Raw genomic sequence first — 15,711 nt, 5'->3', positions numbered from 1 at the left:
CCGCCGCTTCGCAAAGACGGCCGGATAATCGGTGTCATCGGGCCGTCGCGTAGTCGTTTCCTGGTTTTCGCTCTTACGGGCCGGGATTGGGCGACGGAGCCGGGTGGGTCGGGCTCGCATTCGGCGACGTAACAGGCTCGGTGATCGTGGAGGCGCCGGTATTAGCCGTGTCGACGCTGGGACTGACGCGGCCGAAGAAATACCAGCTTATGAGCGCCAGCACGATCAAGAGTGCAACGATCCCAAGCGAGAAGCCCGTCGCGGGGCGCGAAAGGTCGTCGACTTCCCGGCGCTGACCCGTTTGTGGATCTGTATAGATGGCCATTACGGATTTTTCCTTTATCGGTAGTCTGGAAAAATAACAGGGCCCGTGGGAGGAAGGTTCCTGAAACCCGCTAACAAAGCCCCGTTCCGTCAAATCGGTGATATGGGCGACATCGCCTATCTGCTGGAATGGAAGAAAATTTATGACAATTCTACAGGTTGGAGCTCTTCCCCTGCGCAAGTCGCGCGGCGGTTTAGAGATCCTTCTCATATCTTCCAGAGAAACGGGGCGATGGGTCATTCCGAAAGGTTGGCCATCGAAGCGGTTGAGCGATCCCGACGCGGCTGCGCGGGAGGCCAAACAGGAGGCGGGTGTAACGGGCAAGATCTCCCGCGTCCCTATCGGCAGCTATCGCTATCGGAAGAAAACGGTCGAAAACATTCGCGTCCTCACCGTCACCTGCTACGTTTTATGGGTGAAGAAAGAACGGAAGCGGTGGCGCGAGCAGGACCAGCGAACGCGCGTGTGGTTTTCGCAAGAGGATGCGGTCAAAAAGGTCCGTGAGCCGGGATTGAAAGCGCTCATTGCGAGTCTTCAAGTGCGGCCTAAAAACTAGCGCGCACCTCCAGACTTGGACATCGGCGTCGTCACACCTTCCCAACCGAAAACTGAGCGGCCGCCGAGAGACGGCGAGGCTGCTTGTTCACGGGCGATATGTGTTTCGAATGTGGGACCGTTGGCAGTGCGTTCCAGCATTCTCGCTTGATCATCGAGCCTCTTCAGCGCGGCGAGCGTTTCGCTATTTCCAAGCTTGGCTTTTTGGACCGCGGACTTCAGGACTTTAATCGTTTCGTCGTAGACGCTTGTCGCAACGGGATAGGGGTGGCTGTCCTTGCCGCCGTGCGCGAGCGAAAATCGTGCGGGATCCTGAAACCGATAGGGTGCGCCATGCACGACTTCGGCGACCATGGCGAGCGATTGAACGGTTCTTGCGCCTACTCCCGGGATCAATAGCAGGTCAGGAAAATCTTTAGGAGCCTGCTCGGTCGCGGCGGCAAGCATTCCGTGCAGGCGGCGGATGAAGACGTCACTCGATCGGACTTCATGGTGAGCAGGCATCTCGAGATGCGGCAGCGACAGCTGCTCGGGTGGTTCAGGCTTCGACTGCTCCAACAGCTCGTCCAACAACTCGGCGACTATTTTATCCGGCCCCAAAGTCGATAGCAGGTCGAGTTGTGCCGATCGCGACGCGTTCGCCCGCCGATCGGTTAGGTTGACGATTTCACCCTGTGCGGGGCCATCGATTGCGGCATGGGGCTCATCTATGAAGTTCGATCGCGATTTGGAAAACCAGTGGTAGCGGCGAGCCTGTCCCTTATCTGAGTTCATGCCTTGTTGGACGACAGTCCAGTTGCCTTCGCGGGTCACGAAGAAGCCGTGGAGATAAAGATCGAAGCCGTCCTGAATGGCCGCGCTGTCGACCTTGGCGACGAGACGACTTGCTTTGGTCAATTCGTCGGCATCGATGCCGACGCGTTCACCGATTGCGCGCAATTCCTCCGGCGTGCGCCGCGAATGCTTGCCCCGGCCGCCACAAACGTAGACGCCCAGCTCGTCCTGCGCGGGTTCAAGCCCGCGCTTCAATGCTCCGATGACCGTCGTCGTCACGCCAGACGAATGCCAGTCCATGCCCATGACGGCACCGAACGACTGAAACCAAAAAGGATGGGCGAGACGGCTCAATAATTCGTCTCGCCCATATTCCTGTACGATTGCCTCGCAGATCACAGCGCCGAGCGAAGCCATCCGGGCGGAGAGCCAAGCGGGCACGTGACCGCTATGCAGCGGAAGATCAGCGCTTCCCGTACGTTGTGCCATCGGCTCCATCAGAACTGCTTCTTATAAATGTATGATGAGTCGCTGGACGCGACCACAGTGCCGAACCTTCGGACAATTTCAAATCCCGGCGAGCCCGCTCGAAGGCCGCCTCATATTTTGCCTTCTTGTCCAACCGGGACGCACGTGCGCGCCGCGTGAATTCGCTTAACTTCATGCACCGATTCCTCTCTGAAAGCAGAACACCCGCGCAGAATACCGCGGTCGATTTTTCCTCAAAAAGTTGGAGGCGCTCGCCCCCTCGCCGATCATGAACAACGCCTGAGCTCGGTTGTTCCGGAATACGGCGTTCAAACTTATTCCTTGCGGCGAACGAACGCAGCCGTCAGCGGAGAGGTGCCCGATGCAATCTCTCTAACGGCCCGAGCTTCGGCTCGATGATCTCATGGTTCCTACGGTTCCCCCCGGCGAATTCGTCATCGTACCAATTGAGCTTCGGGTGGACGTCGTGCTGCCAGTGGCGCTAGCCCCCCCGGGTGTACCTGCAGCGCTCGGCGGCAAGGTGCTGCCGGTGGTTACCCCGATACCCGTCAACCCGCCCCGGAACTGCGATAGAAACGTTGCCGTGGAGGTCGACACAGCAAGCGCCGACGGGTAAACGCTCGGAGAAGTCGCCGATGGAGCGGCCGGTGCCGATAGTCCGGACTGAGTCACAAAAGCGTTGAGGGCGAGCCCCGATGCGGGCGGTGTCGAAGACGTCAACACGTCGCCGTTGAGAACTGCAGTGTTGGAATTGGTTGGGCCGATCACTAGAGACAGCGCACTCGGCGCGGCCGAATCTATTCTGATCGTCTCGAGCGGGGATTGCACAAGAAACGATGGTAGCTGCGAACTCGATTGTGAGGTCGTGGCGTTGGTCGTCAACACCGGATTGGCAGTCGTCGGCGTCAGCGGGGTGCTCGTCGTACTGGTCGGCTGCGTTGCGCCCACAGGCGATGTCGTGCTCTGCGCGAACGCCGCCGACGTCATGCCGACGATCAAGCCTGACGAGAGGGCAATCAAAAATTTCATCATCACACACCAATCCTATTTGCCCCATCTTCACATAGGAACTTAGGAGCCAAATCACAGTTCCGAACGAGAACCTGGAGTGCGTTTTCGAAAGAGTATGTTCGTAATGACCATCGGTCTCAGGCTGGGTTAACCAGTCGCAGCCCCCGCGACGTTGGGTGGGCGCATCTACAGAGTTGAATAAAAGACGTAGCTTTTAAAATTGGTTCTCGACCGCGTCTTCGGAGGACATTGCGAACCGAGGCCGGAGTTCAAGTCCCGCCAAACCAAAGTGCCCGAGTCTTGAGGGAAGCGTATCTTGACGAATGACTTGTCGGCTTTTGCAAAGCACCCATACCGTTTTATCATTGCGATCCTTGGCAGCTACCGCTGGAGCCATATCGCAATACTGGCGTCGGTCATCGCGGCCGTTACATTTTCCGTGTCGACGCAGTACGGCCTGAAGAAACTGGTCGACGCTTTATCAAATCCCTCACAACACGGAGCTGTTTGGGTCGCCTTTGCGATGGTCATCGGCTTCATCGCCGCCGATAACCTGTCATGGCGCCTCGCGGCGTGGATCGGGCATTCGACGTTTACGGGCGTTTCCGGGCGCGTCCGGCGAAAGCTTTTCCGGCATTTGACGGGACACGCTCCGAGCTTTTTTCACGGGCAGGCGCCCGGCGCTCTCACCAGCCGCATCACAGCCACCGCAAACGCACTTTATACGACCGAGACCATGGTTACGTTCAATGCCATGCCTCCGCTCGTCGCGACCGTCGTTGCCATCATTTATCTGACGACCGTGAGCGTCGCGATGGCATTGACGTTGACCGCCGTCGTCGGAGTCGTTGTCGTCTTCATGTTCTACTGGGCGGCTCGCGGCACGCCACTTCACCACGCGTACGCGCGCGAAGCGGCAAACGTCGATGGCGACATGATCGACGTCATCTCGAATATTTCGGTGGTGAAGGCTTTCGGGCGTATGCGCAGTGAGCATCGCCGTCTCGGGGGCGTCATCAGCCGCGAGGTGCGCGCGCGGAAGCAAAGCCTATATTTCCTCGAACGGCTCAGAATTTTTCACGCTATAGCGACGGCAGTGTTGACGTGCTGCGTTCTCGCTTGGTCGATCGTTCTTTGGCAGCGAGGCGAGGCAACCGCCGGCGACGTTGTGCTCGTCTCAACGCTCGGCATTTCCATTTTGAGCGCTACGCGTGATCTGGCCGTTGCCCTCGTCGACGTTACGCAGCACTTGGCGCGCTTTTCGGAAGCTTTGCGGACGCTTCTGACGCCGCACGCGCTCCCGGTCAATTCGTCCGCGAAGCGTGTGGCTGCGGCGCGCGGAGCGGTGGAGTTCCGCGATGTTGGATTCGCGTATCCGGACGGCAAGCAAGTGTTCTCGTCGTTGAATCTCAAGATCGATCCTGGCACACGGGTTGGTATCGTCGGGCCATCGGGTGCGGGGAAATCGACGATCTTTTCGCTGATCCAGAGATTTTATGACGTTCAGTCCGGCGCAATTCTGATCGACGGCGAGGTCGGCGCGTTGTTGCCCGACGATGCCCTCCGAAAAGCCATTGCCGTCGTCCCTCAAGACGTGAGCCTCTTCCATCGTACGCTCAGGGAGAATATTCGCTACGGGCGGCCGGGCGCGCGCGATGATGAGGTTATGGAAGCTGCGCGGATGGCTCGGTGCCTCAGTTTCATCGAGCAGCTGCCTGCCGGTCTCGACACGATCGTCGGCGACCGGGGCGCGAAACTCTCGGGCGGACAACGGCAACGCGTTGCGATCGCGCGCGCATTCTTGAAGAACGCGCCGATACTTCTTCTCGACGAGGCGACGTCCGCGCTCGACAGTCATTCGGAGGAGCTGATCCGAGAGGCCCTCACGACGCTGATGAACGGAAGGACGGTGATTGCCATTGCGCACCGTCTATCGACGCTGAGGAATTTCGACCGCATCGTCGTCATTCAGAATGGCAAGGTGGTGCAAGACGATACGCCTGAAACTTTGATCAGCAAGGCCGGCGCTTACAAATCCCTCGTCGATCTCGAGGTGCGGCGTCTCCAATCGGCCGCGGCGTAGGGGATTAACCGGCAGCCGCTGATTGCGGATCTATGCCAAGACGACTTTCGCGCCGCCGCTGCTGTTCGTGATATCGATCGTCACAGCGCCGTCTTTCCGTCGCAACACGAAATCGGCGGCCCCATCACCGGCGCGCATATTCCGCACCGTTATCTCACCTGCTCTCTCCGGCAGATAAGGAGAGTTGAGCGTAACAGTCCGGGAAGCGCCGTCGATTTCGATACCCAGCAACGACCCCAAGAGAAAGGGCATCGAGCCGCTCGCCCAGGCTTGCGGCGAGCATGCCACCGGATAAAGAATGGGCGCGCGCCCTGCCCGGCGCCGAAAGCCGCAGAACAACTCCGGCAGTCTGCCTTGCGACATGTTGAGGGCAGCGTCGAGCAGGCCATTAAAGACGGATTCGATCTTTTCCGGCTTTCCGTAACGGGCGAAACCCGCACCAATCATCGCATTGTCGTGCGGCCAGATCGACCCGTTGTGATATGACATCGGGTTGTATCTGGCTTCAGTGGTCGCGATCGTTCTGATGCCCCAGCCAGAGAAGAAGCTCGCATCCAACATTTGCTTGATGACGCGCGATGCCCGGTCTGCACTGGCGATGCCGGAACTCAGTGCGTGGCCGGCGTTGCTCGATCGGACGTCGACACGATTTTTGCGGCCATCCAGCGCAAGCGCGTACATGCCGATGTCCGGGGACCAAAACTTCTCTTCGAATTTTCTTTGCAGATCGATTGCTTCGGCCTTCAGACGGCGGCTCAATGCATCATCGCCAAGCATTGAGGCCATGCGCGCGGCAACAATCTTCGCCTCGTACACATAGCCTTGCACTTCGACGAGCGCGAGCGGCCCCTCCGCGAGGCTTCCATCCTTGTTGAAGATCGAGTCGTGACTGTCCTTCCATCCCTGGTTCGACAATCCATCTTCGGTTTCGCGTGCATATTCGACGAACCCGTCGCCGTCCGGATCGCCAGGGCCGTTTATCCATTCGAGAGCCCTGAGGACTGCCGGCCAAATTTCGCGAAGAAAGTCCTTGTCGTCGGTCGCCCCAACGTAGGCTCCGGCCAAGACAACGAAGAGCGGGGTTGAATCGACGCTGCCATAGTAGAGGCCAAACGGAATTTCGCGCAGCGCCGCCATTTCGCCGTTACGCATTTCGTGCAGAATTTTTCCGGGCTGAGCGTCAGCTGCCGCATCGTGTTCGCTAGCCTGAAAGCGAGCGAGGCGACGAAGCACGCCGCGAGCGATTGAGGGATCGATCCATAGAACCTGAAGTGCTGTTATCAACGCGTCCCGGCCGAAGGTCGTCGAATACCAAGGCGTTCCCGCATAAGGATAAGGGCCGTCTGCGGTTTGCGTGATCAGCAATCGCAGATCCGCCATCGAACGCTTCAGCACGTGGTTGAGATCGGGATGTGAAACCTCGATGCTCGTCGCCTGCAGCTCCGTCCGCCGCAGGTGCAGGTACGCATCGTGTAATCCCTTAACGTATGAGCACGGTGGGCTTACGCGCTCGCCCTCTGCCAAAGCGGTCACGTAAATGCGTCGCGATTGCTTGGCCGGGATATGCAGCCGAAAGAATGCAGACGTCTCTCTCAGTGATAGGGGCTCGGGATCGATATGAACGGACGTTTTCCGAACGATGCGATCAAGCCCCGTATAGCTGAAGCTGACGGAATCTGAGGAATCCACAGTTCGGCGGACCGTTCCGCGTTTCTCGCGGCGCATACCGCGAACTTCAAAGATGTCCAAGAAATCGCAATCAAAGAAGACCGATACGGGCAGGTAAAGATCGATATTCGAGTGGTTCGTGAGAACGAGTCGCTGTCGCAGGCTTGCGTCGCGGACATACGTCGTTCTGAAAACGTGGACGACGTCCTTGTGAAGCCAAAGGGCACCATTCGTATAAACGTCCGTATTCGTGAGGTCGGAGCAGAGCTGAAGGTCCTTCCGGTCGAGCGTCGAACCGAGAAGCAACGGCGGGCGCCTCGCAATCAGCAGTTCGAGCCGCGACAGGTAGCGCGTGTCGTTGAAAAAGAAGCCATCCGCATGATTGCCGAATGCACCGATGTCGCCGTGCGTATCGACGACGACGAAGGCATCGTCGTGCTTCAGCGTTTCGTGGGCTCGCGGCGAGCTATCGGCCTCAGCATGGATTTGCTCAGGCTCATGCTCTGGCGGATGATCCGGCTGCTGTGATGGCGTAATTGCCATCGCGAAACTCCGTTCAAAAAAAGACCGCGCCTAACCATTATGTTAGGCGCTTGAAGTGGCAAGTGCCACTGCGTCAGTTGACGAGGGTCTCGTGGACGGGGCGGATGTCATCGCTGCGCGAGGTCGGCAAGCGGACGGTCGCGGCAGGAACGCGCTCGTAAAGCGCAGCGTAAGCTTGAGCCATCGATGCAGCTGTAAATCTCTCGTCGAACCGCCGGCGAATGCGTCTGCGATCGAGCGCCAGGATGCCCGGCAACGCTGAGACGGCGCTTTCGACATCATCCACGATGAAGCCTGTTATGCCCTCATCGATAACCTCTCTGACTGACCCGTGGTCGAATGCGAGAACCGGAGTGCCGCAGGCCATTGCCTCAATCATCACCATGCCGAAAGGTTCCGGCCAGTCGATAGGAAAGAGCAATGCGGACGCTTCTCCGAGAAATTTCGTTTTCTCGCGGTCGTTGATCTCGCCAACGAAGTGAACATCATCGCCATGAAGCAGCGGTTTGATTGTTGCCTCGAAATATTCAACGTCTACCGCATCGACCTTGGCCGCGATTTTCAACGGGAAGCCCGCGGCGCGAGCGATTTCAATCGCGCGATCGAGGCGCTTTTCGGGGGAGATGCGCCCCAAGAAGGCGAGGTAGCCGCCGCGCGGATCGAATGTCGGGCGGTGCAGATCGTCCGGGAGGCCGTGATAGACCGTTCCGGCGAAACTGGCGTAGGGGATCGGCCGACGCTGCGAATCCGAAATGGACACGAGGTTCATCTCGGGAAACGCGCGATAGAGGAGCTGCAGGTCGGGAAGATCCTGGCGTCCGTGAAGCGTCGTCAGCGTTTTATGAGCGATCGCCCGGAAGACCGGAAATTGAAACTGATCGATGTGAAAATGGATAACGTCGAAGGCCGAGGCCATGCGGCGAATTTTGTCGACCATCACCATGTAGTAAGGAATTGGGTCGCGTACGGCGGGATTGGACCTGAGTGATTTTTCGCAACAGGGCACCAGCTTCGCCGATGTTATGGAATCGCCGCTTGCGAAGAGCGTTACGTCGTGCCCTTGGGTCACGAGCTCTTCGGTAACATAGGAAACAACACGCTCGGTTCCCCCGTATAGTTTTGGCGGGACGCTCTCAATCAAGGGCGCAACCTGTGCAATCTTCATACGCTGGTCCTTCCCGTGTTCGGAAAGTTCAACGTTGCGACACCTGATTCGTTCCCGGATTGCGTGCGGCGCGCTGACCGCCGGCGTTGGAAACTAAAAAAATTCTCAGCAACTCCGCCCAGCGGCGGATATCGTCAGTGCGCACGCATTTCCCAGCGCCGACGCCAGAAGGTTTTCGCCCGGCGCTTCAGACCACGGAGGACATCTCCGCCGTGGTCCCGCATCGCGCGGGCCCACAACGATGACTGCTGACGAAAGGGGTTGCCGTGGGATAGAGCTCGGGAGTTCAGAGCTTCAACCGAGCGATACGTCTCGAGGGCGGTGCCTAGCGGTTGCGGAGGTTCGGGTTCCGCTGCGTCGGGTCATTGAACAACGGGTCGTAGTATTGCTTTATCGGCTTCGGGTATGTGGCCTCGCGCGAGGTTGTATTCTGTTCGGACACGCCAGTACCGGGAAGGCTCGACGGGGGAATTCTGATCATCGGCGCATTGGAGTTCGGGGTCGGCGTGCGAAGCCGCGTTTGCGCAAAGGCAGGCGACGCGGCGAACATCGCTAGCGAGACGAGCGCGAGAATCTTTTCCATCTTCCCCTCCGTTTCCCCGATCGATAGTGCGAGACGCGCCTGGTGGCAACGCCTCCGGACGCCGAGCCCCCATGCATCCTTTGAAAACCGGGTTGCGCGTGATTGCGAAACTGTGGGTTCGGCGGCGAATCATTCTCACGCGGCGATCATCGCCGCTCTGCCGCAAATCGCAGGCGAGTCCGCCATGTAACACTTGCCTTAGCAACTCTCTTCCAGTGGCCCAAAATGAGGGCGAAACAGCGAGAGCGCTGAAGACGGCCATGGCCGACGCGTGCCAGCATGGCTTTGGTCTGAACTTCTGTTGCTGATGCGGAAGGTGAGCCTATGGGAAAACTGGTTCTGCTGAGTGGCGAGCGCGCTAAGAAAGAGTTGGAAGAAAAGCAGCGAATTATCGCCGGATTAAAGGAGCTTTTAGCTCGCGCCGAATGCGGCGATCTCAAAGCGATTTGCTACGCAAGCGTGGACACCGACGGCCAGAACGTCACGCTTGGAATTCTGCAGGACGACAAAACGGGCCTGCATGAGCTGATCGGCCTATCGCAAATGTTGAGCGACGCCATTCTGCAAAGCGCGCGCGATTAAGCCTGCAGGTCGGCAGACGCGCGTAGCCTCGGGCCTGATGCGCGAGATTCGTCCTCTTTTGGGGCGCTCATTCGAGCCCCCGAAACCGTGCGCACGAATTACCTCCCTCTCCGCTGAGCGATTGATAGCCGGCGGCAATCATTGTGCTCAACGATGCCTTTTGCATCGGCACGTCAGTTGGAGAGAGACCGTGAAGACAATTGCAATCGCTTTCGTAGCTTGCGTGACCATCGCAAGCAGCGCGGTGGCAGCTTCCGTCGGCGTGATCCCGCAAAAGGACCATTCCATCGTGCAGAAGACGGATGGCCATGGTGGCGGCGGCGGGGGTAGTGGTGGCCGCGGTGGCGGATGGGGCGGCCCGGGTGTCGGCGTCGTCGTCGACGTCCCGTGGGAAGCAATGGGTTATGGCAACCAGCCGGCTCCCGATTCTGCCCCCAATCGCTGTCGCGAAGCACGTCACGCTTGCTTCGACCAGTGGGGAACGGATGGCCGCGAATACGGCCGCTGCATGCGGGCCAACGGTTGCTGATCGAAGAGTTAACTCGCTAACTCAAAGCCTCGCGCTGCGCAAAAGAGCTTGGGCAAAAAGCTTAGGCAAAAACGAGGTGAGAGGCGTGTGCCGCTCACCTCATTGATCGTCAAGCGACAGGCTTGTGCGTGCGCTTCGATACGAGGTGCTTATGCGTATGCTTCGACGCGTAGTGCTTCTTGCCAGGCTTCGAGGCGATGTGTTTGTGGGTGTGCTTGGAAGCATAGTGCTTTCCAGACTTATGCATCGCATGGGCCTGATGATGGGAATGATGCGAATGCTTCACGACCTTCTCGGCTGCGCCTGCAACGCCTGCGCCAAGCATCATCGCGACTGCGGCCATCGCCACTGTCATAGCTGTCTTCATTTTTTGGCTCCTAAGTTTTGAAACGTCTCAACGACGTGGTGCCCAGGTCATAAGGCGCTTTGCCTGTCACGTAGATGAACGAATGAGCCGTTTTGACATACAGTTTCGTAAGGTGGGTGCGGTCGTTAATTAGAGGTTTATTCCGCCGAGAGATAACTTCTGCGGATCAGTTATCTCTCGCGCAATAGCCTAGCCCTCGACGCGTCTCGATTATTTTCACCCCGAGCTTTCTTCTGAGGCGCAGGATGAGCGCCTCAATGGCGTTAGCTTCGCGCGGCTCATCGTTGCGATAGAGTCGATCGCCGAGTTCCGTGCCGGGCACGACCCGACCCTTGTGATGAAGCAGATAGCTGAGCAGCCGGTATTCCAAGGCCGACAGGCGAATTGGACGGCCTTCAACGGCGACCCTCATCGTGCTGGTGTCGAGCACCACGTCGCCTGCCGTTAGATGCGGCGCCGAATACCCATGCTTCCTGCGCAAAACTGCACGGGCGCGAGCAATCAATTCCTCCATTTGAAACGGCTTCGTCAGAAAATCGTCGGCGCCCAGGTTGATGGTTTCGACGCGGGTGGACCATCCGTCTTTTTCGGTCATCGCGATGACGGCCATATCGCGGCCTTGCGTTCGCCAACGGCGCAACACGGTGAGGCCGTCAAGCTGAGGAAGTGCCAGATCCAGGAAAACAACGTCGAAGTCTTCCGTCGCTCCGAGGAACCACGCGTCGTCGCCTTGCCTACAAACTTCCACGACGAAGCCAGCGGCAGATAAACTCGATGCCATGACCTCCGCTGTGTTGACATCATCCTCGACGACGAGCGTCCGCATGTTCATTCCCAAGTCCGGGTATCGAGGCCTGCTTCCCTGTCCTCAAATAGAAGCGATCACTTATAACTTTGGTCGCTGAGGACGCGTTCAGCTTCAGTGCCGATGATTATTGATACCTAGAGGCGCCGCGCTCTGCATCGGGCGGGAGACGAAGCATCATCGCCCAAAGGTCTTACCCGGCCGGGACGAAGGTCTGACGCCACGGGCAAGCGTTCGCTCACTGGGCGAACGCTTTTTCGAAGGCTGTCATCACCGATCAACGCAGGCCTCTTCAGCTCGACTCGCGGCTGGTCGCCCGAGAGTTCCGGAACCTTTGCGTGCCGTCTTCGACCTAGGTCTCAGTTCGCTTCTTCCAAAGTCGGACCGAAGCGACCCAACAGGATCAGCAAAATCGCAGCCCGTTCGACCGTACCGGCCGGACGCTATCCGCTTTAGCGTCAAAGTTGGAGCAATTCGCGCTCCGGTCAATTCGTATTCCGCGTCGGCTGCCGCCGCACGGGAATGGCAGGCTCAGACAATCGCTCGAATGCGGGTCATCAAGGGTGAAACGGCTCATCAGTTGGAGGGTGGTTCAGTGCTAAGGCGTGACGAATACAAAATGTCGAATTCAAAGGCGGCTCCGGCTGAGCAGGGAAAGCGCATTGTCAAATTTGCGGTCGCCATCGCGGCCTGCGTCGCTTTCGGCGCGACGATGGCGCTCGCAAAAGGCGGTACGGCCAAACCGCCGAACCCGAAGAATCCGCCACCGCCTGTCGGCATCCTTCCCGCTCCTAGTCCTTTAACGAGGCTCACTCCGGCCACGGTCAAACTGTTGACACCGCCGAGCGCCGCAGCGGATGCGGCAATCCATGGTTTCGATGTAACCGGATTTGTCGAAAGCTACGACGCATCGGCCGCGTGTGCGGGCGGCGGTTCGGGCGGTAACGTAACTATCAACGGCACAAAGATCGTCATACCGTGCAATCTCATCATTCAGATGCCGGCAAACACGATCACCTGGGCAGACTTCGTCTCGGGGCTCGCAGGGCAAGTATCGCCTGAACCCTACGATCTGGCATCCATCACAAGTGCCAGTCAGAATCCGTCGTTCGAACTTCACCTCATCGGCAATGTCGTCAACGGCACTTACATTGCGGCGCTCGGCTATGCCTCGCAGCAATCCGTCAACAGCGGTGTCGGCATCATTTCAAGCGTCGACTTATCGAACGGACACATTGTCGTCGCGTCGAATGCCGGCACGACCGTCGAGCTTGAAATCAACGATCCGAAAGGCCGGTTCGGTCGCGTGACAAGTCGCGATGATCGGCTTTCCGTAGACGACGCGAACCCGACGATTGTCGCGTCGACGGGCTATCCAATGTGCGTGCCGCGCTCTGCCAATGATCCCGAGTGCCCGCAGAAGAATCGTCCAACGAGCGTTGCCGGGTGCCGTGATTTCTTGAATGGTCTCAATATAACACCGACCACCGCCGGGGCGGGCGTTTTCTTCAACAACGGCGCCAACGGCGGTCCCGCACCGGGCGGCGGCGTTTATTGCACAAGTTTTGTCATGAAAGCGCCCCCGGGGACGCCGGCAGATGCGACGACCCATTATCCGCCGCCGTCAGCGATAGCGTCGGCAACGGAAGCTGATGCGACGAAGCAAGCCCCGTTCGAGCCTGGCGACCACATCACGTGGTCCGGATCTCTGATGCGCGGCGTGCCCGGCGCGAACGGCGGTGACGTCATCTCGGTGCACACGATTACTGCCGATATCGGCATATTCACTCAACCAGGCACGCTCCCCGTATATCTGCATATGGGAGAGTTTGGCCTGGCTGGCGACATCAACGCAGCCGGTCTGTCGATCGCCGGAATTCCGGAAGAAGTGCAAAATCGCATATTCCTCGAGGCCGACGTCACCGACATCACGGCAATCGTCGATGCTTATCTCGTCGATCAGGATGGCGCAGGTTCGGGCTTTGAAGTCCAGCGCTGGATTACACCGCTCAACATGACCGGCAGAACGAACGCCGGATTGGACAGCGCCAAAGCCAGAGCCATCGGCTTCCAGGGCGGCGGTGTCGTACCGGGTTCCAACATCGTATATCCGAAGCCTGACGGGTTCGGGATCGAAGGTGGCATCGTTACGCAATTGGATGGGGCGCAGATCAGCCGGGCGCGCCTCCGGGCTACCAAAGCTACTCCGGGAATCCTGACATCACCGACCCGGACCATTCGCATCGTCACAAGAGGACTCTGTACGCCGGCAAATATCAATCCGACGGCTGGCCTCTCGTTCTCGGGCGTCCCCTCCGTGACCGCTACGCTCGGGTGGACCGGCGTCAACACGTCGAACCCAAATGGCACGACCGGTACTGCCGCCATCACTTCCGACGGCGCCACTTGTGTCAATCGGGCGATTGCCGGCAACGGCCTCTCGACGGGTCAGTATGTTGCTCCGGTATTCGAGTTCATCTTCCCGGAAAATGTCGGCAGAGGTGATCCTGTCGTCTCCAACAATTTCTGGGATTTGAACTTCCTTTCTGGAGACGCGACCGCGCCGGGCCCGCTCGTTCCTCAGCCGTGGTGATGAACGCATATTGAATGCCTGCGGACGCGCGAGTGCTGTGACACTTGGGCGTCCGCTCCATGAATGAAAGAGTCCTCGGTGATTTTCCGGGCGGAATGCAAAGCCGTGGAGGAGGTCTCAATGCTCTTACCGTTTGCATCCGCTCTCGTTCGAAGCCGCTGCTTAGCGGCTGTCAGTTTCCTCCTGCTGGGTGCCGGCGGAGTTTCAGCCGCGAACGTTTCACTCGAATTGGCCGGCGGCGATGCGCATATCGTGGTCGAAGCCCAGGATGCGACCGTCCAGGACGTTTTGGAGAAACTCTCCGAGGGCCACGGCTTCAAAGTTGAACGCGCGGATCAAGCGCGAGACGACGCCAAAATAAGCGGTCGCTTTGAAGGGCCGTTCTCCCACGTTCTCGAGCGTGTCCTCGAGAAGGAAAATCATTTCGTAGAGCACAGCTTGAACGAAACCGGCACCATCACCCGCGTCGTGCTCTATGGCGCGCAGCCGGCTTCCGCACCACAAGCTGATGCGTCGTCGTCATCCGCTGCGGTCGCTTCACCGCCGCGCCCGAAGCTCGTCGAGACTAAACCGCCCCAAATGACGCAGGCCACAGCTTCTCAGCGCGCGACGAAACCTGCGCTTCTTCGGCGTTTAGTTCTCAACCGGCAAAAGCGGCCATTGCAGAAACTTGCGAATTCAGCTGCGCAGGCTGCGAAATAGACGACGCGCCTCGATCAATTGCCGGGCACCAAAACGGAATACACGCACGAATCAAGTTCATCGCTTCCGACGTTGCCGCTTCCCTCGATGAGCTGATCGTCTTTGCGCCACTCCTTCAACAGGAAGCCGCCCCGCACGCGCGGTTCGAGTAGAATTGCTGCTTCTCGCGTAAAGGCGACCTTGGCATTCTTGCCCGAACGAACGGACACGCGGATGCGGAGTGATCTTCTATCCGGCCGGTTGGAAATCTGAGCGGGAAGAGCCAAAGCCAGCACTTCCGGACTCGCGACGGTAATGTCCGGCGCGGAACGACCGGAGTGCGTCGTCACAAGCGAGCGGGTGCGCGCCAACACTTCCGGTGTCATTCCGAAAACCTGATCGAGTTCGCCCACGGTCTTGAATGGTGCGTTTTGTGGCCGATAGGCGAGCCGCGCAGCTTGATACTCCGCGGCTTCCGCGCCGCCGGGCGACGTTTCGTCGTCGGCATCACGGAAGTCGATGACCGCAGCAGTCAGGCTTTTTGGATTGTCGGCTCCGGCGTGAGAGAAGAGCGCTTCAAGCACGTCGTTCGATGCGGAATTGATATCGATCAAGCCGGCTGCGGCGTTGACGGAAATGGTGGCGACCTTGTTGGCGACCGCGCAGCTGACCGGGGTGCCGTTCAGACGGAACGATCCGATGCGATCGATATCGCCGCTCTTCCCCACGAGGTAGCGAATTGTGAGACGGGCGATGCCGTCGCTCAGCTCTTCGACTTCAGCCCCTCGAAGAAGATTGGCATTCTGCTTAATGTCGGTTGCAACGGTCCGCGTAAGCACCATGCTGACGAGCGCCAGGAGCGCCAGCGTAAAGAGGACGGGCAGAAGTATGAACCCGCCATCCCTCCGGCCGTCAGTACCCGGTCGCACGAGTGTTGCGGCCATTCCCATTTACGATG

16 protein-coding genes are annotated in these 15,711 nt (G+C 58.8%); 8 read left to right on the top strand and 8 right to left on the bottom strand.

Annotation, left to right across the window (positions count from 1 at the left end):
* Positions 1-73 precede the first annotated feature (73 nt).
* Positions 74-325 carry a histone deacetylase gene (locus AC1DK3_RS01165; protein ID WP_477190473.1) on the bottom strand — a complete coding sequence of 84 codons (252 nt, stop codon included), beginning with the start codon at positions 323-325 and terminating at the stop codon, positions 74-76.
* Between the two features lie 142 nt (positions 326-467).
* Here AC1DK3_RS01165 and AC1DK3_RS01160 point away from each other — a divergent pair, with 142 nt between their 5' ends.
* Positions 468-881, top strand: coding sequence for an NUDIX hydrolase (locus tag AC1DK3_RS01160; RefSeq protein WP_477190472.1), 414 nt, complete (start codon positions 468-470; stop codon positions 879-881).
* Here AC1DK3_RS01160 and AC1DK3_RS01155 read toward each other — a convergent pair.
* Positions 878-2,143, bottom strand: coding sequence for a DUF763 domain-containing protein (locus AC1DK3_RS01155; RefSeq protein WP_477192845.1), 1,266 nt, complete (start codon positions 2,141-2,143; stop codon positions 878-880). The genes AC1DK3_RS01160 and AC1DK3_RS01155 overlap by 4 nt on opposite strands.
* Positions 2,144-2,546: 403 nt before the next feature.
* Between AC1DK3_RS01155 and AC1DK3_RS01150 the strand changes: the two genes are divergently transcribed.
* From AC1DK3_RS01150 to AC1DK3_RS01140, 3 genes are all read left to right on the top strand, one after another.
* A complete protein-coding gene (locus AC1DK3_RS01150) occupies positions 2,547-2,759 on the top strand; it encodes a hypothetical protein (RefSeq protein WP_477190471.1) in 213 nt (70 codons plus the stop codon).
* A 63-nt stretch (positions 2,760-2,822) separates the two neighbouring features.
* Complete coding sequence (locus AC1DK3_RS01145; RefSeq protein ID WP_477190470.1) at positions 2,823-3,218, top strand: hypothetical protein; 396 nt, start codon at positions 2,823-2,825, stop codon at positions 3,216-3,218.
* A 252-nt stretch (positions 3,219-3,470) separates the two neighbouring features.
* Entirely contained in the window at positions 3,471-5,237 is a 1,767-nt protein-coding gene (locus AC1DK3_RS01140) for an ABC transporter ATP-binding protein (protein WP_477190469.1), read from the top strand.
* A gap of 30 nt (positions 5,238-5,267) precedes the next feature.
* Here the strand turns inward: AC1DK3_RS01140 and AC1DK3_RS01135 are convergent, their stop codons facing one another.
* From AC1DK3_RS01135 to AC1DK3_RS01125, 3 genes are all read right to left on the bottom strand, one after another.
* Complete coding sequence (locus AC1DK3_RS01135) at positions 5,268-7,448, bottom strand: amylo-alpha-1,6-glucosidase (protein WP_477190468.1); 2,181 nt, start codon at positions 7,446-7,448, stop codon at positions 5,268-5,270.
* A gap of 73 nt (positions 7,449-7,521) precedes the next feature.
* Positions 7,522-8,613 carry a glycosyltransferase family 4 protein gene (locus tag AC1DK3_RS01130; protein ID WP_477190467.1) on the bottom strand — a complete coding sequence of 364 codons (1,092 nt, stop codon included), beginning with the start codon at positions 8,611-8,613 and terminating at the stop codon, positions 7,522-7,524.
* 325 nt (positions 8,614-8,938) lie between these two features.
* Positions 8,939-9,196: a hypothetical protein gene (locus AC1DK3_RS01125; protein WP_477190466.1), complete on the bottom strand. Its 258-nt coding sequence runs from the start codon at positions 9,194-9,196 to the stop codon at positions 8,939-8,941.
* Positions 9,197-9,520: 324 nt separating this feature from the next.
* Between AC1DK3_RS01125 and AC1DK3_RS01120 the strand changes: the two genes are divergently transcribed.
* Entirely contained in the window at positions 9,521-9,778 is a 258-nt protein-coding gene (locus AC1DK3_RS01120; RefSeq protein ID WP_092868458.1) for a hypothetical protein, read from the top strand.
* A gap of 190 nt (positions 9,779-9,968) precedes the next feature.
* Positions 9,969-10,307: a hypothetical protein gene (locus tag AC1DK3_RS01115; protein WP_477190465.1), complete on the top strand. Its 339-nt coding sequence runs from the start codon at positions 9,969-9,971 to the stop codon at positions 10,305-10,307.
* Positions 10,308-10,416: 109 nt separating this feature from the next.
* Here the strand turns inward: AC1DK3_RS01115 and AC1DK3_RS01110 are convergent, their stop codons facing one another.
* Positions 10,417-10,674, bottom strand: coding sequence for a hypothetical protein (locus AC1DK3_RS01110; protein ID WP_477190464.1), 258 nt, complete (start codon positions 10,672-10,674; stop codon positions 10,417-10,419).
* 166 nt (positions 10,675-10,840) lie between these two features.
* Entirely contained in the window at positions 10,841-11,506 is a 666-nt protein-coding gene (locus AC1DK3_RS01105) for a response regulator transcription factor (protein ID WP_477190463.1), read from the bottom strand.
* Positions 11,507-12,098: 592 nt separating this feature from the next.
* Between AC1DK3_RS01105 and AC1DK3_RS01100 the strand changes: the two genes are divergently transcribed.
* Both AC1DK3_RS01100 and AC1DK3_RS01095 read left to right on the top strand, forming a co-directional pair.
* Complete coding sequence (locus AC1DK3_RS01100; RefSeq protein ID WP_477190462.1) at positions 12,099-14,072, top strand: hypothetical protein; 1,974 nt, start codon at positions 12,099-12,101, stop codon at positions 14,070-14,072.
* A gap of 120 nt (positions 14,073-14,192) precedes the next feature.
* A complete protein-coding gene (locus AC1DK3_RS01095; RefSeq protein WP_477190461.1) occupies positions 14,193-14,774 on the top strand; it encodes a hypothetical protein in 582 nt (193 codons plus the stop codon).
* Between the two features lie 14 nt (positions 14,775-14,788).
* Here AC1DK3_RS01095 and AC1DK3_RS01090 read toward each other — a convergent pair whose 3' ends face one another.
* Entirely contained in the window at positions 14,789-15,703 is a 915-nt protein-coding gene (locus AC1DK3_RS01090; protein ID WP_477190460.1) for a type II secretion system minor pseudopilin, read from the bottom strand.
* Positions 15,704-15,711 lie beyond the last annotated feature (8 nt).

Source organism: Hyphomicrobium sp. 01T421 (assembly GCF_056398805.1).
Note: the sequence above shows the minus strand (reverse complement) of the source record. Positions and strands in the feature narration are given on the sequence as shown.